The organism is Vibrio sp. QJM3NY_27 (assembly GCF_057785955.1).
The window spans coordinates 331,893-351,798 of the sequence record NZ_CM173512.1; the positions used below are offsets into that span (position 1 = coordinate 331,893).

Annotated in this window: 18 protein-coding genes; 4 read left to right on the forward strand and 14 right to left on the reverse strand. The window is 45.0% G+C overall.

The genetic code is table 11. From position 1 onward, the window contains the following. The first annotated feature begins 25 nt into the window (after positions 1–25). Positions 26–1,246 (forward strand): glucose-1-phosphate adenylyltransferase, encoded by a 1,221-nt coding sequence (gene glgC, locus AC3CIA_RS17410; protein ID WP_488519359.1) that lies wholly within the window; start codon positions 26–28, stop codon positions 1,244–1,246. 122 nt (positions 1,247–1,368) lie between these two features. Here the strand turns inward: glgC and AC3CIA_RS17415 are convergent, their stop codons facing one another. Both AC3CIA_RS17415 and AC3CIA_RS17420 read right to left on the reverse strand, forming a co-directional pair. After that, on the reverse strand, positions 1,369–2,799 hold the full coding sequence (locus AC3CIA_RS17415; RefSeq protein WP_488519360.1) for a YfcC family protein: 1,431 nt from the start codon (positions 2,797–2,799) through the stop codon (positions 1,369–1,371). A gap of 412 nt (positions 2,800–3,211) precedes the next feature. Beyond that, on the reverse strand, positions 3,212–3,796 hold the full coding sequence (locus AC3CIA_RS17420; protein ID WP_054546278.1) for a hypothetical protein: 585 nt from the start codon (positions 3,794–3,796) through the stop codon (positions 3,212–3,214). A gap of 420 nt (positions 3,797–4,216) precedes the next feature. Here AC3CIA_RS17420 and hpf point away from each other — a divergent pair, with 420 nt between their 5' ends. The 3 genes from hpf (at position 4,217) to AC3CIA_RS17435 (ending at position 5,891) form a co-directional block, all read left to right on the forward strand. Then, complete coding sequence (gene hpf, locus AC3CIA_RS17425; protein WP_004733000.1) at positions 4,217–4,573, forward strand: ribosome hibernation-promoting factor, HPF/YfiA family; 357 nt, start codon at positions 4,217–4,219, stop codon at positions 4,571–4,573. Between the two features lie 273 nt (positions 4,574–4,846). Further along, positions 4,847–5,002 carry a DUF3012 domain-containing protein gene (locus tag AC3CIA_RS17430; protein WP_108150212.1) on the forward strand — a complete coding sequence of 52 codons (156 nt, stop codon included), beginning with the start codon at positions 4,847–4,849 and terminating at the stop codon, positions 5,000–5,002. Positions 5,003–5,111: 109 nt separating this feature from the next. Further along, on the forward strand, positions 5,112–5,891 hold the full coding sequence (locus tag AC3CIA_RS17435) for an HAD-IIB family hydrolase (protein WP_488519361.1): 780 nt from the start codon (positions 5,112–5,114) through the stop codon (positions 5,889–5,891). Between the two features lie 170 nt (positions 5,892–6,061). Here AC3CIA_RS17435 and phnE (AC3CIA_RS17440) read toward each other — a convergent pair whose 3' ends face one another. From phnE (AC3CIA_RS17440) to AC3CIA_RS17495, 12 genes are all read right to left on the reverse strand, one after another. Beyond that, the gene (gene phnE, locus AC3CIA_RS17440; protein WP_004732994.1) at positions 6,062–6,865 is read right to left on the reverse strand and encodes a phosphonate ABC transporter, permease protein PhnE; all 804 of its coding nucleotides are present in this window, start codon (positions 6,863–6,865) and stop codon (positions 6,062–6,064) included. Next, entirely contained in the window at positions 6,865–7,689 is an 825-nt protein-coding gene (gene phnE / locus AC3CIA_RS17445) for a phosphonate ABC transporter, permease protein PhnE (protein WP_488519362.1), read from the reverse strand. Before phnE (AC3CIA_RS17445) ends, phnE (AC3CIA_RS17440) begins: the two co-directional genes overlap by 1 nt. Beyond that, positions 7,677–8,447: a phosphonate ABC transporter ATP-binding protein gene (gene phnC, locus AC3CIA_RS17450; RefSeq protein ID WP_004732991.1), complete on the reverse strand. Its 771-nt coding sequence runs from the start codon at positions 8,445–8,447 to the stop codon at positions 7,677–7,679. Before phnC ends, phnE (AC3CIA_RS17445) begins: the two co-directional genes overlap by 13 nt. A 128-nt stretch (positions 8,448–8,575) precedes the next feature. Then, on the reverse strand, positions 8,576–9,616 hold the full coding sequence (gene phnD / locus AC3CIA_RS17455; RefSeq protein WP_004732989.1) for a phosphate/phosphite/phosphonate ABC transporter substrate-binding protein: 1,041 nt from the start codon (positions 9,614–9,616) through the stop codon (positions 8,576–8,578). A gap of 299 nt (positions 9,617–9,915) precedes the next feature. After that, a complete protein-coding gene (locus AC3CIA_RS17460; protein WP_488519363.1) occupies positions 9,916–11,136 on the reverse strand; it encodes a glycerophosphodiester phosphodiesterase family protein in 1,221 nt (406 codons plus the stop codon). A 296-nt stretch (positions 11,137–11,432) separates the two neighbouring features. Beyond that, positions 11,433–12,785, reverse strand: a complete 1,353-nt coding sequence (locus AC3CIA_RS17465) for a sigma-54-dependent transcriptional regulator (protein WP_054541528.1) — start codon at positions 12,783–12,785, stop codon at positions 11,433–11,435. Further along, positions 12,782–14,755, reverse strand: a complete 1,974-nt coding sequence (locus AC3CIA_RS17470; protein ID WP_488519364.1) for an ATP-binding protein — start codon at positions 14,753–14,755, stop codon at positions 12,782–12,784. Before AC3CIA_RS17470 ends, AC3CIA_RS17465 begins: the two co-directional genes overlap by 4 nt. A 384-nt stretch (positions 14,756–15,139) precedes the next feature. Beyond that, the gene (gene dgcA, locus AC3CIA_RS17475) at positions 15,140–16,126 is read right to left on the reverse strand and encodes an N-acetyl-D-Glu racemase DgcA (protein WP_488519365.1); all 987 of its coding nucleotides are present in this window, start codon (positions 16,124–16,126) and stop codon (positions 15,140–15,142) included. Between the two features lie 57 nt (positions 16,127–16,183). Continuing rightward, positions 16,184–17,191 (reverse strand): N-acetyltransferase DgcN, encoded by a 1,008-nt coding sequence (gene dgcN / locus AC3CIA_RS17480; protein ID WP_488519366.1) that lies wholly within the window; start codon positions 17,189–17,191, stop codon positions 16,184–16,186. A 91-nt stretch (positions 17,192–17,282) separates the two neighbouring features. Further along, entirely contained in the window at positions 17,283–18,173 is an 891-nt protein-coding gene (locus tag AC3CIA_RS17485; RefSeq protein ID WP_488519367.1) for a LysR family transcriptional regulator, read from the reverse strand. Positions 18,174–18,284: 111 nt separating this feature from the next. After that, positions 18,285–19,121, reverse strand: coding sequence for an SGNH/GDSL hydrolase family protein (locus AC3CIA_RS17490; RefSeq protein WP_488519368.1), 837 nt, complete (start codon positions 19,119–19,121; stop codon positions 18,285–18,287). A gap of 86 nt (positions 19,122–19,207) precedes the next feature. Then, on the reverse strand, positions 19,208–19,720 hold the full coding sequence (locus tag AC3CIA_RS17495; protein ID WP_102450444.1) for an RNA methyltransferase: 513 nt from the start codon (positions 19,718–19,720) through the stop codon (positions 19,208–19,210). Positions 19,721–19,906 lie beyond the last annotated feature (186 nt).

The window sequence follows — 19,906 nt, forward strand, 5'->3', positions numbered from 1 at the left end:
TCATAAATACATTGAGGTTCTGACCATGCAAGACACTCTAACAATCGTTCTGGCCGGCGGTGTTGGCTCTCGGCTTTCTCCCCTCACCGATAACCGTGCAAAACCTGCGGTGCCCTTTGGTGGCAAATATCGAATCATCGATTTCACACTCGCGAACTGCCTGCATTCTGGGCTTCGCCAAATTCTAGTGCTGACTCAGTACAAGTCTCACTCTTTGCAAAAACATTTAAGGGATGGTTGGTCGGTACTTAACCCCGAGCTCGGCGAATACATCACCAATGTTCCCCCACAAATGCGAACCGGTGATAGCTGGTATAGCGGTACAGCCGATGCGATTTGTCAAAACTTGTATCTGCTTTCTCGTAGTGAAGCTAAGCATGTGGTGGTGTTATCAGGCGACCATATCTATCGCATGGATTACGCGCCAATGCTCAAGCAACACAAAACGAACGAGGCCGACTTAACCGTGGCGTGCATGGAAGTTTCAATTGATGAAGCCAAAGAGTTTGGTGTGATGGAGATAGACGAATCTCTCGAGATCAATAACTTTACCGAAAAGCCACGTTACCCAGCATGTGTACCCGGTAGGCCGACTCGAAGCATGGCTTCAATGGGTATTTACGTTTTTGATAAAGAGGTGTTAACACAAGCGCTACTGGCGGATGCCGAAGATCCGAACTCAAGCCACGATTTTGGTAAAGATATCATTCCTAAATTGGTGGGCAACAACAGTGTTTACGCGCACAAGTTTGGTGATGAAGAAGGCCGAGTGACCCAAGATGCGTACTGGAGAGATGTGGGTACTATCGACTCATATTACCAATCCAACATGGATCTGTTGAAACCGGCCTCGCCTATCGATTTATACCAACCGGATTGGGCGATTCGCACCTATGATCCGCAACTTCCACCTGCGCGAACCATTGCTTCAGTTGAAGGGAATCAAGGGATCTTCATCAACTCGATGATCGCAAATGGTGTGGTGATAGAAGGTGGTTCAGCGCAGAACTCCATCTTTTTCCCAAAAGTTAAAGTCAACAACGCGGCCATTGTTATTGACAGTATTCTGTTTGAAGATGTTGAAATTGGGAAAAATTGTCACATTCAAAACTGCATCATCGATAAAAACGTTAAGGTGCCAGATGGAACCCAAATAGGCATTGATCGACTTGCCGACGCTAAACGCTTTCACATATCGAAAAAAGGCGTCATTGTCGTGCCCTCTTCTTACCAATTTGAAGAGTAATCTTGGTCATTGTAATAGCTTTTCTTTAAACGAAAAAAGGCAGCGAATTCGCTGCCTTCGTAGTAATTCACACGGCCTCAGTTAAATCCTAACTGTCCATGCATTCGATTAAACAGAAACCCTTAGAAAGGCCCTAGCTCAATCATTTGAGCAATCACAACTGAAATCAAAGCACCCACCGACCAGAACAAGAACAGCGGTAAGAAGAAGCGAACCCACTTAGTGTAAGGCACTTTTGCAATAGCCAATACCGCTAACAAGCCACCATTGGTTGGGTAAATATAGTTAGAAATACCATCACCCAGTTGAGAAGCCAGTGCTGCTACTTGACGAGTCACTTGACCAATATCTGCCAATGGAATGATGATTGGCATAGTAATCACAGCTTGGCCACTGCCAGACGGAATGAATAAGTTGATCGCAGCCTGCGACAAGTAGATCCCTGCCGATGCCACAAGTTTAGAGCTACCAGAAATGATCTGTGCAAGATAGAAGATAATAGAATCGACGATCTTCGCGTCTTCCATAATGGTCAACACTGAGCGAGCGAAGAAGATGATCAGTACTGCCACCAATACATCGCTAACACCTTTGGTCCAATACTCACAAATCTTGTTCGGAGATAAACCAGCAACCAAACCCGGAATGATCGCCATTGCCACGAATGCACCCGCAATCTCGGTAAAGCCGAACCCCATCGTCAACGTGCCGAAAATCATGTATGCGAATACGCCCAAGAACGCGATACCCGCAAGCTTTTCACGAGTAGTCAGTGTTTTCGCTTCAACGCTAGATTCGTAGTGGTAACCCGTACCATGCAACAAACTTTTGGTTGGATCTTGCTTAACTTTGCGCGCGTAGTTAAGTACATACCAAGCACCCGTTAGCAACATGAACATGCCAACAATAAAGCGGTACCACATGCCTGAATACATAGGCAGTTCAGCAATAGTGTGTGCGATACCCGTAAAGAATGGGTTAGCCAAAGCTGCAGCGAAACCGGCACAACTTGCCAGTAAAACAACGCCAAGTGCCGTGATCGCGTCATAGCCAAGCTTAATACAGATCGGGATCATCAAAGAGATAAAAATGACATCAAGCTCACGCATACCCGTGAAGGTGACGTTGAAAAAAATCGCTGTCATGATCACAGGTGCAATCACGTACAAGCCTTGCTTCTTTAGCTTCGTCGTCAGCGCAACGACGGATGCGTCTAACAAACCCATGTGTTTGATAATGCCGAAAGCACCACCAACGAATACCACAACACCCATCACGCCAGAAGCGGATTTGAAGCCTTTAAAAAATGATTCGAAAAAAGAGGCTAATGTCGTTGGGTTACTGGTTAATAATGTGTAACTGTCTGGGTCAATCACCGTGCGGCCATTCATGACCACTCGTTCAAACTCACCAGCAGGGATGAAGTAAGTTGCGATTGCAGCAACAATAACCATGATAACCAAAGAGAGAAACGGGTGGTTTACTTCTTTCTCTATCTGAGCTGTATTACCAGCTTGAGATGTAGGTACGGACGTAGATACCGTAGTCGTCATATAGACTCCTTACTTGTCAGCAACTAAGGAGTACTTAGCCGCCGAGAGGGATTTTTGGAAAAACGAAACCCTTCACGCAGAACTAAGTTCGCGCTAATTTAGGCTATTTCAAAAAGGCCTTTGATAGATGGTGCTCTCAAATGTACATAGTGAAGTAGTGAGTACTACTCTCTTTGCGTCCGAGCAAAATGCAGATGTTCAGCCAAGTCAGGCCAAACTGAATGAGGTCATTACGGGCAGATAAACAAAGAAACCCGCTGAGTAATATGTTTTTTATCAATTACAAAGACAAGCCGCGCATGCTAACACAACGAGCGGTAAATTGTCAGAAAAGTGTGAGTTTCGTCATGTTTTGGTGGGCTTTAAAAAAGCACCTAGCAAAAACTGGGCGCTTTTTTTACATTGAACTGAATTACTTAGGCGCTAGCTCATAGTTTTCTTGCATCTCATGAGGGGCAATCCCGTACTCATAATCCGCCAAGTAACCATCCTTATAGACCTTCATTCCCTTCTCATCCCAGCTCACTTTGATCATCGCCGTGTTGCCATCTTCACTGCCTAACAGCTCAAGAATTTCAGCATCGATCTTAATCGCTTTAATGGTTTTAATACGCTTAAAGGGCTTAAATTCAGTGGTTGAGGTTGGCAAAGATCCGTAGCTGCTGATCCATGTCTCTTTAGGTACTAGCCATTGGTTGAAAACATCATCCACAATCGCTTTCGGCATGCTTGCGATAACAACAGAATCTGTCATTACGTTATTTGTCTCGATGCTGTAACCGCCCTCACCGTCTGAAACATAGGTAGGGAAATCAATGCCAATTTCAGACTCTGCTGGCAAACGACCTAGAGTGACCGACTTCTTAACGTACAGTTCTGCCGTTTCAAACTGCTGCATGATCTCTGGAATTTTCTGAAACTCAACAGGGGCAGCAAAGGCATTAAAAGCGAAAGAAAGGGAAGCTGCGATTACAGCGAATTTAACAGGCATTTTCATGTTAACGGATCCAAATAGAAGATGGCAGTTAGAGTATCCCGTACTAAAATTCATCTCAATATCTCATTGTTCTTTATATCAGTAATTGTGATATAGGCAGAGCAGATATGTTTTGTTCACTAAAATGGATGTGGATTTATAAAAGCAGACTAGAATAAGTATTTGGAGTGATGCGTGATTAGGGCGATAAAAACTAAGTTGAAAGAGTGAATTGGAGTAATACTTCAAAGGTGAGGGATTTTTAAACACGTTTGAAATTCACGAAACATAATATGCGACCAGTTCATCGGACTTTCAAGGGAGTAATGGGAGATTATTTGATAACACTGAAGTGAATCACACATGTGCTATTTCGCAGTTGGTTAAACTCACCGATGTTTGCTACGTTTAAATGACACAGTCATTGGAAAGGTATGATTTATGAAAATAAATGTTCAAACACATCACGTATCAATTAACGACGAGTCACGCAAAGACATCGAAAGTAAATTCGAGAAGATATCGAACCATTTCCCATCACTGATCAGTTGCGACATCATCATTACTAAAGAACACGGTCAACATCAGGTAGAAGTATTCACCAACTACGAAGGTGTACGAGTAACAGCAAAATCTACAGACGATGTTATGTACCCAGCTATCGCTGCAGCACTCAAGAAACTTGAAGCAGGCTTAAGTAACCGTAAGGGACAATTGAAAGCAGACCTACACGAGAAACCAACGAGCACGAAGCCAGAAATCGCTTCGGACATCATCCAAGAGATGAAACTGGTATAACTCGACAAGTAGTTAAAGCTCACTAACGAATAGAAGCGCACAAGAATTTCAAAGCCAGCACATGTTGCTGGCTTTTTCGATCTACCCCTCAATCTCTTTATCACTTTGATTTTGCCTATCGCGACGGTCTACCCCCCCTTCGCTTCCCATCTTAGAACCAAGCCCAACTCTATATCGTTTTTAGCAAACTTATGTCACTGGCTGCTATAACAATCGCTAGTAGTATTTGGTACAGTTATAAGCAGAAATTTAGAGAATAAAGGAATCTTTATTATGAAAAAAATCGCGCTAATTCTATTTCTAGCGACTCAACTGATGGCTTGTACAGAAGTGGGCAGTGAAGCTTGGTGTACAGAGATGAAAGAAAAGCCGAAAGGCGACTGGACTGCCAATGAAGCCGGTGATTTTGCTAAACATTGTATTTTCTAAACACGGTTAAGCGTTAATTAACGACACTTAGTCAGACTGAGAGAAAGACGTTTAACGACGAACTGAGCACTCCACGCAACACAATAAACCCGAATAAGTGAGTTTGAGGATGGAACACCAACTAGGTAATGACTGGCAACGCATCAACTGGGTATTAACCGACGTCGATGACACGCTCACTTGGCAAGGTTCACTCCCTCCAGAAACCCTGATTGCGTTACAAAAGCTGAGAGACAATGGAATCAAAGTGGTCGCAGTAACGGGAGCCTGTGCTGGTTGGTGTGACCATATTGCGCAGCTTTGGCCTGTCGATGCCGTGCTTGGAGAGAACGGCGCCTTCTTACTAGAGAAGCAATATGGTGCATTACAACTCTCATCTGAAACACCGCTAGAACAAGTGCGTCAGAACCAAGCTAAGCTAAAACAAGAAGTTGAAGCGATCTTGTTGAGTTATCCCGACCTATCACTAACTTTGGATCAATCTTACCGCTTGTGTGAGGTCGCGATTGATATCGGCCAAAACCGTAAGCCTGTTGATCCTGAAACTGTTCAAGCGGTACTCGAAAGAATACACGCTTTAGGCGCACACGCGACGGCAAGTTCGATTCATATCAATGCTTGGTATGGCGAACACTCAAAGAAAAACGCAGTACACCGCTTCCTTGCTGATAAAGGCTTATCGCTTGAGCAAATCCACAATGAGGCTTGCTATGTCGGCGATTCAATGAACGATCAACAGATGTTCGAATCACTACCACTCACCGTTGGCGTGGCAAACATTAAGCATTATTGGGATAAGTTAGATCATCATCCAAGTAAGGTGATGTCGCAGCCGGGTGGCTATGGATTTGCAGAATTTGTGGATGCGCTGCTGGCAGTTAAAAGCTAGACACTTAAAAACGAGTCACGCCCTTCTAACAAGGTCTCAGGTCACTCAATAGACATAAAAAAACGACCGCTAGGTAGACCGAAGTACCTAGGGTCGTTTGAGCTTCAAAATGCTAGATAAGCTCTTAACTTTGACACATCACACAAAACACGCTGCATTGCACCATATGTTTATATGAGTTTGTTACGGATGTGGATCACTACGGCTTCTGCAACGATAACCACTGCGAAGATACTCACTAATACCATCGAAACTTTTTGCCACTCAAAAAGGTTCTGCGCATCGTTTAGCACCACGCCAATACCACCAGCGCCCACTAACCCCAATACCGCAGATTCACGCACATTGATGTCCCAACGGAACAACACGATGGAGTAGAATGCGGGCATCACTTGTGGCCAATACCCTTTAAGCAAGATGCTCATCCAAGAAGCGCCGGTTGCGCGCAGAGCTTCGATAGGCCCCATGTTCACTTCGGCAATCGCTTCCGCTAACAGCTTCCCTACAAAGCCGATACTGCGAATGGCAATTGCCATAATGCCTGCGAGAACACCGGGGCCAAATAGTGCGATAAACAACAAAGCCCAAACCAATGAGTTCACAGAACGTGAAGACACCAGAAAGAATTGAGCCACCCAGTTCAGCGCTTTATTAGGTGTGATATTTGGCGCGTTCAACAACGCCAACGGAATCGCAAATATCAAGGTAAACAAGGTACCTAACGTTGCAATGTGCAGTGTTTCAATCATCGCTGCGTGGATTGATTCAGGATAGAAAGCGTAGTCCACTGGCACCATACGCTCGAACATATCAGCAAACTGCGCTGGCGCGTCGTATAGGAACTCAGGAATCACTTCAACCGTCTGCCAAGACCAAACAATCGCGCACACAAGGCTAAGGTAAACGGCAAATCGAGCTACTCGTTCATTTGGTGTAAAACGCTGCCACTCTTTATCGATAGATGCTGTTGTCATTAGAAGATTCTCCTAACAATGTTGGAAAGAAATTCACCCACAAGAATCAATGCGATAATGGTGATCAAAATAGCAGCGACAAAGTCGTAGTCAAAGCGTTGGAATGCCGAAAATAACGTGCCGCCAAGGCCGCCCGCACCCACAATGCCAACCATGGTTGAGTTACGTAGATTTGAATCCAACTGGTAACTAGCAAAGCCAATAAAACGAGTAAACACTTGAGGCATTACCGCATACAAAATGACGCTGATAAAACTGGCACCGGTTGCTTTAATCGCTTCAACCGGTTTAAAAGATATCTCTTCAATCGCTTCTGCAAAAAGCTTGGCAATAAAACCAATCGATGCGAAGACCAAAGTCAGGATCCCAGCTAGGGCACCGAAGCCCACCGCTTTCACAAATAGGATTGCGATGATCACCGGGTGAAAAGAGCGACATAGTGCAATGAAACAACGTATTGGCGTCGATACGATTGAAGGCATCATATTTCTCGCAGCTAACAAGCCCAGAAACAATGAAATAACGATGCCAAAGAAGCTTGAGATAATCGCAATCTGTAAGCTTTCCGCTAATCCACTCAGCAGTAAGCTAGTACGCGAAAAATCAGGCGGAAACATTCTTGATAGTAACCGCTCACTTTCACCAAAACCGATGACCAAACGATCAAAAGTCAGCCCTAACGTCGCAAAGCTGTAAAACAGGTAGGCAATGATTGCAGCGATGATTGCTCGGTTAGTCCATGAGGTTTTGAACGGGTTTTCATGCTTCGCTGGCGACTGGTTTGACGGTACGCTTGGCGATGAACTTGGGGTTAATCCAGCCATGACTCACCCCCGTAAATAATTTTTAGATCTTCTTCTGAGATCCCTTCAGGGCTACCGTCATAATGAACTTTACCGTTACACATGCCGATGATGCGCTTGGCATAACGCTTGGCTAAGTTCACATCGTGGATGTTAACCAACACGGGAATGTTTTTCTGTTCTGCGAATGTCTCCATCAACTCCATGATCTCAACCGCGGTTTTCGGGTCGAGTGATGAAGTCGGTTCATCCGCCAATAAGATATATGGGTCTTGCATAACGGCGCGAGCGATACCGACACGCTGTCTTTGGCCGCCCGATAAACTGTCGGCACGTTGGTTAGCAAAGTCTTGCAGGCCAACAAATTCAAGTAACTCGAACGCTTTTGCTAGGTCTTGCGCAGAATAATTACGACGCCATGCATTCCAAGCGGTCATGTAACCCAAACGGCCACTCAACACGTTCTCGATAACCGTTAAACGTTCGACAAGGTTATATTCTTGAAACACCATGCCGATATGTCGGCGCTGTTTGCGTAACGCTTGCCCTTTTAGTTGAGTCAGGTCTGCGCCATCAAATATGATCTCACCTTGGCTTGGATCGTTGAGTCGGTTGATACAGCGTAGAAGTGTACTTTTACCTGTACCAGATGGACCAATGATCGCGATGATGCCTGGTTCATCGATATCAATATTAATGCCTTTAAGGATTGGCTTGCCTGCCACATATTCGTGGAAAAGGTTGTTTATCTTTATTCCTTCATAGCTTGCTACGGCCATACTGCATTTCCTTGTGCGAATTTTCGAATGATCTATACCCTACCCGCGAGGGCATAGATATTTAGTTGAAGTAGGTATTTTAAAAGGGCTAAGTCTTTCTAAAACTTAGCCTTCTAATAGAAAAAGAGTTAGCCGTTGTTTGCTTGTTTTGCTAGCTCAGCTGCTTTTTTCTTTGCGCGTTTAGCCGCATCTTTTTCAGCCAATTTCTTCAGGCCTGTTTTGGTGTAAGCCGTACCTGTCGCATGAGCGATATCACGAATCACATCCCACTCTTCTTTGTAGCTGATTGGCGAGAAACGGTCGGCACCTTTAAATGATGCGCTCATCTCTGGTGTAAAGCGGTAGCTAAAGAAAGCTTCGTTGATCTTCTCAACTAGCTCTGGTTTTAAGTTGTACGCGTAACCAAAAGCAGACGTTGGGAAGCGTGGGCTACGGTAGATGATCTTCAGTTCAGAATCGTCAACACGACCTGCTGCTACCATACGATCGTACACGTCCGATGCCACAGGTGCTGCGTCATAATCTCCATTGAAGACACCTAGAATCGATTGGTCATGCTTACCTGAGTAAAGCACTTTATAATCTTCATCTGGCACTAGGCCTTTCGCTGGGAATAACGCACGTGGAGCGAGGTTGCCAGAGTTGGAAGATGCAGAAGTGTGTGCAACCTTTTTGCCTTTCAGATCAGACATTTTGTTAATGCCGCTGTCTTTACGCACAATCGTGATTAGGTTGTAGCCTTGGAAACCAGACTCATCGCCCTTCACCGCAATTGGAACGTAACCTGCTAAGTTAACTGCGTAGCCTGTTGGGCCCGTAGAGAAACCAGCAACGTGCAGTCGACCAGAACGCATCGCTTCTACTTGCGCAGAGTTCGAGTGAACTGTGTAGTAAATCACTCGCTTACCTGTAATTTTACTTAGGTGAGCTTGGAAATCCGCAAACGCATCTTTGTACAACGCAGGGTCTTCTACTGGCGTGTAGGTAAACACAAGCGTACTTGGGTCATTCCACTCATCTGGGTTCTTTGGTGAATCGGCCACCAAATCTTGGTTTTCATCACAGTATCGATCGTCTAACACACCACGACTAGAGCAGTCGCTTGCCATAGCCATTGAAGGAAGTAGTAATGAGCTAGCGATTAACAGTCCTTTAACACTGATTTTCATATTCAAACCTTACTTTACTTATTGTTGAAAGTCACCTTAGCTACTGCAGCCTTCGTGCCATATTTTTATTTACTAAATTTCAATAACTTACAACAAAACTCAAACTAGCCAAGATCTTTTGAGTCATTCGTGTCCAACTAAAAATCCATCATTTGGGTCATTTCTGTCCCACCAATTTCAGTGGTAAAAAAAGAGCCCGGAGGCTCTTTGTTCCGCTGCTTTTTCTCTTATTATTCTTTGGCTAAGCGCTCTCTATACAAACGCTATAATTAGCGACGTAACAGCGCTCTCAGAATCGCCTATGCGTCGTTGTCCATACAGTTAGCGTAATACGTTACCGTTGCAGGCCAGTCGCTGAATACGCCCATCACACCCACATCTTGTGCCAGCACATCAAGCATTTTCATCATATCGCCATCATTGTTGATGCCGTCCTTCACGCTCTTGTAGTACCAACCACCGCCTTGCGCTAGCGGGCCAGAACGTTCCAGTGTCCAAGCGATAATGTCTAGGTCTGCATCTTTTGCCAGTTTTGCGTAGTTAGACGCAACCAATTCGTTGTTCTCACCTAACTCAACCAAAGCAAACAGAGGTGGTGCGATGATATTCACGCCCGCATCGTGTAGCTCTTTCATGTTCTCAACAGACGCGACAAAGTCCGTTTGCTCATAAACACGGTCATCAAGATAAACCGCTTGTTTGCCGAACTTCGGTGCTTCTTTGATCCAGTACTTCACATCATCCAAGTTGAATGACTGCAGGTAAGCCTCAGAAGGCTTGAAACCCGCCTCTTTCAGTTCATCCACCAACTTCTGCGCATACATCTCTTGGCTAAATCCATTGAAAGGCATGTCTACTGCTGCCGATTTCAATTCAGGTGTGACCTTAACGCCGTGCTCTTTAAACAGTGCTGCACTTTCTGCGTGTGTCATCAGTGTCCCACTTTGACTGTAAAGATCGGTTCTCCAACCTGGAGTTCCGTTCATGTACTCTTCAACCGTGGTGGCTTTTGGGTTCGCACCATCCATTTTTCCTTGTAACGTCTTAAACTCAGCCAACGTGAAATCAGAAGTACGGCACTCCACCTGAGCATCTTCACCTGTCGTTGGATTAGCTGGTGTAAACGGGGTTGAGCACTTCTTAGCAAGATCTGGGTGCGCTAATACATCGGTCGTCGTGTGTAGATCACTTTGCGAGTGACGACATACCAACGCCTTATCTTTGGTAAAGGTCACATCACACTCTACAACACCTGCGCCCATTTGAATCGCCGCTAAATAGGATTCCTTAGTGTGCTCAGGAAACTGCATCGCAGCTCCGCGATGCCCAATAGAAAAATCACTACGATGAAAAGGTCCTTCGCTGCAACTCAACAGCTTAGTTTTCAAAGGGCTCTCATCCATATTGTTGACTAAAAAGAGGGGACGAGGTCCTAAGTTTGCTGGTTCTGCAGCGGCCCATGCCGTTATTGAACTCATGCCTAATATCAGAGCAATCGAACCTTTCAGTATTTGCTTCATGTTTGTATCTCCTTGCAACAAGCAATTATTTTTCTAATGTCCTTTATTCGATCATTCAATGTTGGATAACCGTCATATGTTTTTTTGACTCAACACTGAATAACCTCATGTGGGCTGACGCCACAATGTAGGGATTGCACGCTTTGTGCCAGATGTTAAAGCTCTTTTATTACAATCACTTGAAACAGTTAGCCATTCGACTAAAAACCAAATGGGTCATTGTTGTCTTGTGCTTTTATTTTGGCTTTGGTTTTGGTTTTGGTTTTGGTTTTCCATTTAACAAACACCTGAACGAATTAAGCTTTGAAACTCTCTTTATCCAATTGGTGTTTCTTCATTTTTCGATAAAGGGTTTTACGCGGTAAATTCAGCTTACTTGATACCTCGTTAATGTTACCTGCGCTTTCTATTAGCGCTTCCGTCAGTACATTCCTTTCGTACTGCTCCATCTGCTTTTCAAAGGCGAAATCTTCTCCGGACGCTTCACAAATTGGCGATTGAAGATCGAAGCCATCACCGACGATACCCAGCACAAATCGATCAGCGACATTACGTAGTTCACGTACGTTACCCGGCCATTCATGCCGACATAGCTGCTGTATCTGCTCGGGGTAAATCGTCGATGGGCGCGTCTTATATTTGTGGCTCGCTTGAATCACAAAATGGCGAAACAGCACCTGAATGTCTTCTTTTCGTTGGCGCAGTGCCGGAAGGTTTAAGCTTGCAATGTTCAAGCGATAAAAGAGATCGGCTCTGAATTCCCCAGACTCACTCAAACTCACAAGATCAGCTTTACTGGCTGCGACCACGACAATGTCGACAGGTATCAACTCATTACCACCAACACGCTCAATCATTCGCTCTTGAATCACACGCAGTAGTTTTATTTGTACCGCAATCGGCATGCTCTCAATTTCATCGAGAAACAGAGTACCGCCATTGGCTTGTTCTATTTTGCCAATGCGCTTCTTGTTCGCGCTAGTAAACGAACCCGCTTCATGGCCAAACAACTCACTCTCAATAATGCTCTCTGTCATACCACCACAGTTAATCGCGACAAATGGCTTAGTCTTACGACGACTGAATTGATGCAGAGCTTGAGCTATCACCTCTTTGCCCGTTCCCGTTTCTCCGTTGATGATGGTATCGACTCCGGTATGCGCTAAAGCGAGCACTTGCTTACGTATCGTATCCATCGCTTTTGATTGGCCAATAACCACAGATTCAATCGGTAAATCCTCCTGCCCATCGCCATCCGAGGTTGACGGGCAACTGTGCTGACACTGGGCAATCGCCAAATCAAGCTTCTCCACCAGCTCACTCGAATTAAGCGGTTTTTCCAGAAAGTCGAAAGCGCCCAGCTTCATCGCTTCGATCGCCATTGGGATATCGCCATGACCACTCATCAATAAAACGGGCACATTCGGGGCACGGTGTTGGATTGAGCTCAACAACGTCAAACCGTCCACTTTCGGCATGCGCACGTCACACAACACAACCGACTGACTGTTTGCTTTAAGCGACTTTAGGCCAAGGTTGGGATCAGTAAAGGTGGTGACACTAAACCCTTCTAGCTCTAACATTTCGCTCACGGCTTCGACGACATCTATTTCATCGTCGATAAGAACTATGTGTTTTTCTGAAATCATGAACCTGTGCCTTTTGGTAGAGTGACGATAAAGGTGGTGCCTTGGTGTTCAACCGATTCCACGTGAATCGAGCCACCAAAATCTTTTATTATGTTGTATGCGATAGACAAGCCGAGCCCGAGCCCCTTACCTGTTGTTTTGCTGGAATAAAATGGGTCAAACAAATACGGGATATCTTCTTCAGGTATGCCCAGTCCGTTATCCTTGACCAAAATCTGCATGGTGTTCGAAAGCTCTTGCGTTGCAATACTAAGTTGAGGCTGCTCTTTATGCTCAATCGCATCCAGAGCATTGCTGATGAGGTTCACCAGCACTTGTTCCAAGCGTATGCTGTTGGCTCGAACCATCTGGTAGCTTTGGGGCGAATATTGAATCGATACTGGGCTCTGTCTGGTTTCAAACAGATCAATCGCATCGCCAATCACCTTCTCTAGTTCCACATTATCAATCTTGCCGTCGCTCTTACGTGAGAAGGCTTTTAAGTGACGAGTTATCGCAGCCACCTTTTCTAGCAGGACTTCGATCTTTTTAAGATTCTCTTGTGCTCTGTCTGGTCTATTTTTACCGAGCCAAAGCTGTGCACTTCGAACGTGACTGTTTACTGCGGTCAGCGGTTGATTGATCTCGTGCGTTATCCCGACACTGAGTTGCCCCAATGCAGCCAGTTTTCCGGCTTGGATTAACTCATCTTGAGTCACTCGCAGCTTGGCTTCGGCTAGGGTTCGCTCTTCCACTTCAGCTTCTAATTTTCGGTTAGTTTGCTTAACGATTTTGGCCGTGGTTTGGAATACCTTTAGGTACTTGGCCATTTGCGTCACTTCGTCTTTGCCACGAATGGACACTTCGGTATCTAAATGGCCGGTCGAAATCGCAAACATGTTGTCTTTAAGCTGTAAAAGTCTTTCCAAAATACTCTTGCGCACGTAGAACCATGAAATAGCAGCGGCAGCCAACACGCTAAATAGAGAAAGGAAAAGAGAGAGACGCTGGTTAGATTGCAAAGATTGCTGTGCCTGCTGAATCGATTGGTCAATATTGCTATTCACCTTGCTGGTGTTGCTTTCGATCTGCACGGTTAATTGGTTCAAATGCTCGCGGCTGTTTTGCAGGAAGTATTGCTCTTGATAAAGATGATCGAGCGCTTTATTTTTCATCCCATACAAGCTGCTATCGCTTGAGGCAAGGCTATAAATCACCGTGAGTTGATGATCTAATTGAGGAAAATCACTTCTTAAATCACCACTGACCCAGAGCTTCCACCACTCTTCCCCTACCTGCTCTAATCGCAAACTGGTGTAATCCAGTTCATTAAAACTGGAGTCGTTATACAACTTTTCGACCAAGCCTAATTGGTAATAAAGCAGAGACTTGAGCTGTGTGTACTGGATTTGAGCTTTGTCAAACTCAGGTAGGCTATCAAGTGAATCACTGGCCTGTTGCAGCAGCGGGTAAAAACCTTCCAGTAGATTACGAAGTTCTTGGTTGAGCTGTTCTGACTCAATTTCACTTTGATACAACAAGCTAAGGCTGTTATTAACTTGGGCGATAAGATCTTTAAAATAGGAGTGATAATCCGGAAACTGAACCATTACGCTATTCATCACAGAAATAGCGTCTTCGATTTTTAGCATCGCCTGCTTGCGCTCTAAATTCGATTCAGCGTCACTGAGCTGAGAAGACGTTGTAATAATCACTCGCACCATATCATTAAGACGTGCGGCATTATCTAAGGCCGGGATTTCACTCTCCTTTAGCTCAACAAGACGTTGGTTTAAATCATCGAATGTAAAGCTGGAGACAACCGAGAGGAAGATAGTGGTCATCGATAGCATGGCTAACGCAAGTACTAAGCGCAGCTCAATACCTTTCCAACCAAACCACTTACGACGTGGGATTTTGATCGAGAACGGGCGCTCGAAACTATCCTTATTTTCTACAACCTCGGAGACATGACTACTCACTCGCCCCACCTTCTTCTCATCAAATAATCAACAGGAACTGTCAATGATTCAATTAGTTAGGGTGTGAGCCTTACTTAGGTTTGCATCGAATAGCTTTAGTGAAGCTATTAAATGAAGAGTAATCATTAACATTTCACATAAGATATCATAACAATTGTTTTATAAAGCTTGAGCTGTCTGTTTTGCGATAATAGAAAGTGACCCCACCGACAGAAACGTGATTAGTTTATCAATAAGCCCTTAAATTATACGAATAGCACTCTCAATCAATCAGGGAAAATCTTTGATTATTTAATAAGTTAAGGTTTAGAGATCTAAAAAATCGCACAAGCTTTCACTGATGCGATTTCATTTATTATGTCATGTCCATCAACTAGCCGAAACTGAACGATCTTAGATAATGATCATACCATCTCGATAAGTTAAAGCTGGCGTAACATCTTGTCCAAGTAACACCGGACCATCGAGGTCGACAATCTCAGACTGAACCGCAATAGGCAGCGCCGCTCGCATCGCCAATGAGGTGCCTAACATACAACCCGACATCAAAGTAAAACCGAGCCTTTGAGCTTCCTCAGCAAGTACCAAGGCTTCGGTCAAACCGCCCGTTTTATCGAGCTTGATGTTGACCATTTCATACTTGCCTAACAAAGATGATAGTTGCGAAGTGGTATGACAGCTTTCATCAGCACACAGTGGGATCGGGTGATTGATATGTGCCAGTGACGCATCATGTTGTTGCGGCAAAGGCTGCTCGATCATCGCGATATCAAACTCAGTAAGTTGATTAAACAACTCTTCGAGATTCAACCCTGTCCACGCTTCATTAGCATCCAGTACAATCTGAACATCAGGTGCAGCTTCTCGCACAGCGCAAACACGCTCTACTACCTGCTCGCCATCAAGCTTCACTTTTAGAAGTTTCGCACCATTCGCCACATAATCTCGAGCTTGGGTCGCCATAGCTTTTGGTGTGCCGATGGAGACTGTCATTGCAGTCACAATTTGAGCAGGTAACTCAAACAAGCTATTTGGAAACATCTGTTCGTTCTGCTGCGCTTCGAAATCCCAAAGCGCACAATCGACCGCATTTCGCGCTGCCCCTCCGGTCAATAAAGACTGAAGATGATCTCTTAGCTCTGCGGGATCGGTAACGCCTCGCTCAAACATACCTTCAAGGGCACTAGACGCTTGTTGGATTTGCGCTAACACAGACTCCGATGACTCGCCGTATCGTGGGTAAGGCGTGCATTCGCCCTGAGCTTGTTTGCCATCATGTTCAATATAAACACGAACAACGTGACACTCAGTTCGGCTGCCACGAGAGATGCGAAAAGGTGTTTGCATCGCGATAGTAATAGGTTCTGCTGTAATCTTCATAATTTCACTCGGTTGATGTTCGCTTTAACAAATGGAAACGTAGAAATGATGAAATCGTTAAAGTGAATGTCGCAAATGATCAGTAATATTTTGTACACCAAAACGTACTGGGTCCGTCACGGGCACTTGATAGAGTGTGGTCCATTCTTGGCATAATGTCTCAGCGTCTTCAATGCTGATTGCCGACGTGTTCAAGCAGATGCCAACCAATTTCACATCTGGATTCGTCAATCGCGCGGCTTGCAAGTTAGCTTCGATCGTCTGTTCAATCGTTGGCAATTGCGCATGAGGAAGGTTGCGAATATGTGGTCGCCCAACTTCATGACACAACACCAAAGCATCAGCTTGTGCGCCATGTAAAAGACCCAAACTCACGCCTGCAAACGAAGGGTTAAATAACGAACCTTGGCCTTCAATGATGTCCCATTCGTGGTCAGTAAAATCGGGGCTAATCGCTTCAACCGCGCCGGAAATGAAATCCGCGACCACAGCATCAATCGAAACCCCGCTACCTTCAATCAAGATACCCGTCTGCCCTGTCGCTTTAAACTGAGCTGACGTTCCCGCTTGTTTAAGCGATTTTTCAATCGCCAACGCCGAGAACATTTTGCCGACTGAGCAATCTGTTCCAACCGTAAGAAGGCGCTTACCCTGACGAGGTTTGCCGTTACCAACCTTTAGATCACCATCAAAATGGCGTACATCATGAAGCTTAGTCAATCCTCGCTGTTGCATGTCAGCAAGCGGTGAAAATTCACTCAAGCGCTGGTGCATGCCAGATGCAATCTCAAATCCCATTTCTGCAGCGGCCATTATGGTTGGCTGCCAAGAGTCAGGAATAACACCACCAGGGTTTGCTGTGCCAATCACTAGCGTTTTCGCGCCCTGTGCTTGCGCCTCTTGCAAGGTCATGTCCGTTAAGCCAAGAGAAACCGTATCGCCTGTTAAGCGCAGTTGACCTAGGCAGATTTCTGGTCGCCATTGGTGGATACCGCGAGCTGTTTTTGCGGCAAGTGGGTCGGTAACATCCCCAAGAAAAAGAAGGTAAGGTTGAGCGATAGACATGAGTATTCCTAATTAATAAATCCTTGTATGGGTTTACTTTAATTAAGAACTTAGAAGCTGCCGAATACCTATTTATGGCGAGCCTATAACCTTAAGTTATAGGGTGAGTGTGGCTCTTCAATGAAACGATAAATTGCTTAACGGAAATCGACTGAGGGGTGTGCTCTGCACAAAGCATCGAGACCGAAAATTGGATATCCGGCTGCAGTGAAAGCACACAAACCGAGTCGTCATGTTGATACTGCTCTGCCGTCCACGGGTCAACAATCGCAAAGCCTGCTTGGTGCTTCACCAGTTCCGCCGCCGCGCTATATCCACGCACAGATATCGGATGGTGATAATGCTCATCTCGCGCAATAAGGCTTTGATGTAACAGGAGGCCTAATGGATCGCGGCTATCGAGCCCGATGATTGGTAAGGGATAATTGATCAGGTCATCAAGGGTTAATTCCGTCGGTAACTGTTCAACAGTGTGGGATGGAACCAGAACCTTGAGGGATTCAGTTAAGAGTGTTTCACTTAATATGGCAGGCGGTGTTTCGTCCCCAAACGCGATGGCAATATCAAGCTCATGCTTTAATAATCCAGCACAAAGTTCATCACGGTTTGCTGTTAGTAACTCAAAAGAGAGATCTTGTTCGCGAGACATTTGGGCTATTACCGGAGTCAGCAATTTGGTCGCCAGTATCGGTGGTGCACCAATACGTAGGTGCCGATGTCCTTGCTTAACCTTATTCGTCAAAGAACGAAATTGACCTAACTGCTGATACACCTTTTCCGCTTCTGGCAGCAAGGTTCTCGCTTCAACCGTTGGCACCAACCGACCTTTGACACGCTCAAACAATCCAAAACCAAGTTGTTGCTCTGTGTGCGCCAGAATACGCGTCACGTTAGGTTGTGACACATGCAGATTACGTGCGGCTCCAGATACGGTGCCGGTTTGCATAATGGCGTAAAAGACTTCCAGCTGTCTTAGGTTCACATTGATGTCCTTATGGTTCACGAAACAAATCTAGGGGTTGGCTTTTCTTGTATTAGCTAAGCTGTTTATCGGTTTAGCTGTCTATTTATCTACTTGGCTATTTGCGTGAGTTTATTTTAGTAACTCAGCTATCGTAGGTTGAAGCACCTCAGCCCAAGCTTGGTAAGCTTTAGCATTCAGATGCAGATCATCACACGAGTACTCATTCGACAAAAGCTTATTAGGTGACAATACTGAGTTCACATCTAAGAACGCAATGCCTTGCTGAGAACAGTACTCGCTTAACTTGCTATTGAGCAGTTCAACCGACGAATTCAAACCTTGCAGTTTAGAGCCAACATAAAGCGTTGATTGCACCAAGATTCGAATATCGTTTGCTTGCCACACTTCAAGCATATCAATGTAGTTCTGGTAGATATGTTCGACACCATAACCCTGAGCCAAATCGTTTATCCCTGCCATAAAGCACACCAGCTTTGGCTTCACATTCAACGTGGTATCAATACGGCGCAACATACCGTTTGTGGTGTCGCCTGCTAGGCCGCGGTTGACCATCGAAACATCGCGGAAAATATCCGCCCACGGAGCCCATTCAGTGATCGAGTCACCAAACATCACTAAGTCTGCATTTGGAGAAAAATGACGGTGATTGTCTGATGTCATGATGTAACGGCTCATGCTGTGGCCTCGTTGTTGAATCTCAGACTGAAGAGCGACCGCTTTGAGGATCTCGCTATCCGGAGTAGTGCTATCAAATTGAGCCAATAATCCTTCAATGTGAGGTTTGAAAGGGCTAAGACGAGTATTTAATTGATGCTGTTCTTTAAGGGAAGATAATCGCTCTAATAAAGCATATAAAGAGTGGTTTTGACCGACTTCTTGGAATAACTTGTATAAATCGAGGACAGGATTTTGTTGTAGCGCGGCAAGTAATTGCTTGTCTTCCATGGTGTTATCTAACCCTTCAAATATCTGGTGGTGAACTCAGATAATATCCGATTGCATGAGGGATAGATAACACTAGAAGCGGAGAATTACTTTTCTTTTACTAATAAGTGATTGCGATTATCACGGCTCTTTTTAATAAGCTCGTTGCTCTCATCCATTTCATCTGACTTTGCAAGGCGGTCATAAAGCAGCACATTCACTGTCGCAGCCAAGTTCATGCAGCCAACCGTAGGTACATACACAACGTGGTCAGCTCTATCCGCAACATCTTGAGAAATTGAGCCGTCTTCAGGGCCAAAGATATAGATAGCGTTTTCAGGGTGTTTAAAACGAGGCAGTGGTGTCGCACCTTCTGCTAGTTCTACACACACAATCTGAGTTTCCGCGTCAAGATTATCTAAAAATGACTCAGCGGCAGTAAGCGGGATCGTGCGCGCTGCGCTCTTCGTATCAGTGTGGAATTTAGCGGCTTTTTCGTAGCGTTGCCCTGTGTATTTAACTTCGTCGACTTGGTAACAACCAGCCGCACGCATAACAGCGCCAACATTCGTCGGGCTCTTTGGGTTAGTTAAACCAATAATCACATGGCTTTTGTTCATGAATATATCTCACTTAACGAATAAACATAGCAAGGTGCTACAAAGGGCCGCATTCTACCAAAGCAGCGTCGAATTCAAAAGCATCGATACAAACTCGCTTTTTCGCTCTTAAGCCTCTAATTGCAAGGCTTCTCACTTGAAAAACTTAACCATCATCATATTTATCAAACAAAAACACTCTAGAGT

Bases quoted from the DNA above. Each gene is read 5' to 3' on its own strand.
- phnD (WP_004732989.1), bottom strand. From the start codon at position 9,616: ATGAAAATCAGTGTTAAAGGACTGTTAATCGCTAGCTCATTACTACTT.
- AC3CIA_RS17495 (WP_102450444.1), bottom strand. From the start codon at position 19,720: ATGAACAAAAGCCATGTGATTATTGGTTTAACTAACCCAAAGAGCCCG.
- AC3CIA_RS17420 (WP_054546278.1), bottom strand. From the start codon at position 3,796: ATGAAAATGCCTGTTAAATTCGCTGTAATCGCAGCTTCCCTTTCTTTC.
- dgcN (WP_488519366.1), bottom strand. From the start codon at position 17,191: ATGTCTATCGCTCAACCTTACCTTCTTTTTCTTGGGGATGTTACCGAC.
- AC3CIA_RS17460 (WP_488519363.1), bottom strand. From the start codon at position 11,136: ATGAAGCAAATACTGAAAGGTTCGATTGCTCTGATATTAGGCATGAGT.
- AC3CIA_RS17415 (WP_488519360.1), bottom strand. From the start codon at position 2,799: ATGACGACTACGGTATCTACGTCCGTACCTACATCTCAAGCTGGTAAT.
- AC3CIA_RS17435 (WP_488519361.1), top strand. From the start codon at position 5,112: ATGGAACACCAACTAGGTAATGACTGGCAACGCATCAACTGGGTATTA.
- AC3CIA_RS17430 (WP_108150212.1), top strand. From the start codon at position 4,847: ATGAAAAAAATCGCGCTAATTCTATTTCTAGCGACTCAACTGATGGCT.
- phnC (WP_004732991.1), bottom strand. From the start codon at position 8,447: ATGGCCGTAGCAAGCTATGAAGGAATAAAGATAAACAACCTTTTCCAC.
- hpf (WP_004733000.1), top strand. From the start codon at position 4,217: ATGAAAATAAATGTTCAAACACATCACGTATCAATTAACGACGAGTCA.
- phnE (WP_488519362.1), bottom strand. From the start codon at position 7,689: ATGGCTGGATTAACCCCAAGTTCATCGCCAAGCGTACCGTCAAACCAG.
- AC3CIA_RS17465 (WP_054541528.1), bottom strand. From the start codon at position 12,785: ATGATTTCAGAAAAACACATAGTTCTTATCGACGATGAAATAGATGTC.
- phnE (WP_004732994.1), bottom strand. From the start codon at position 6,865: ATGACAACAGCATCTATCGATAAAGAGTGGCAGCGTTTTACACCAAAT.
- glgC (WP_488519359.1), top strand. From the start codon at position 26: ATGCAAGACACTCTAACAATCGTTCTGGCCGGCGGTGTTGGCTCTCGG.
- AC3CIA_RS17490 (WP_488519368.1), bottom strand. From the start codon at position 19,121: ATGGAAGACAAGCAATTACTTGCCGCGCTACAACAAAATCCTGTCCTC.
- dgcA (WP_488519365.1), bottom strand. From the start codon at position 16,126: ATGAAGATTACAGCAGAACCTATTACTATCGCGATGCAAACACCTTTT.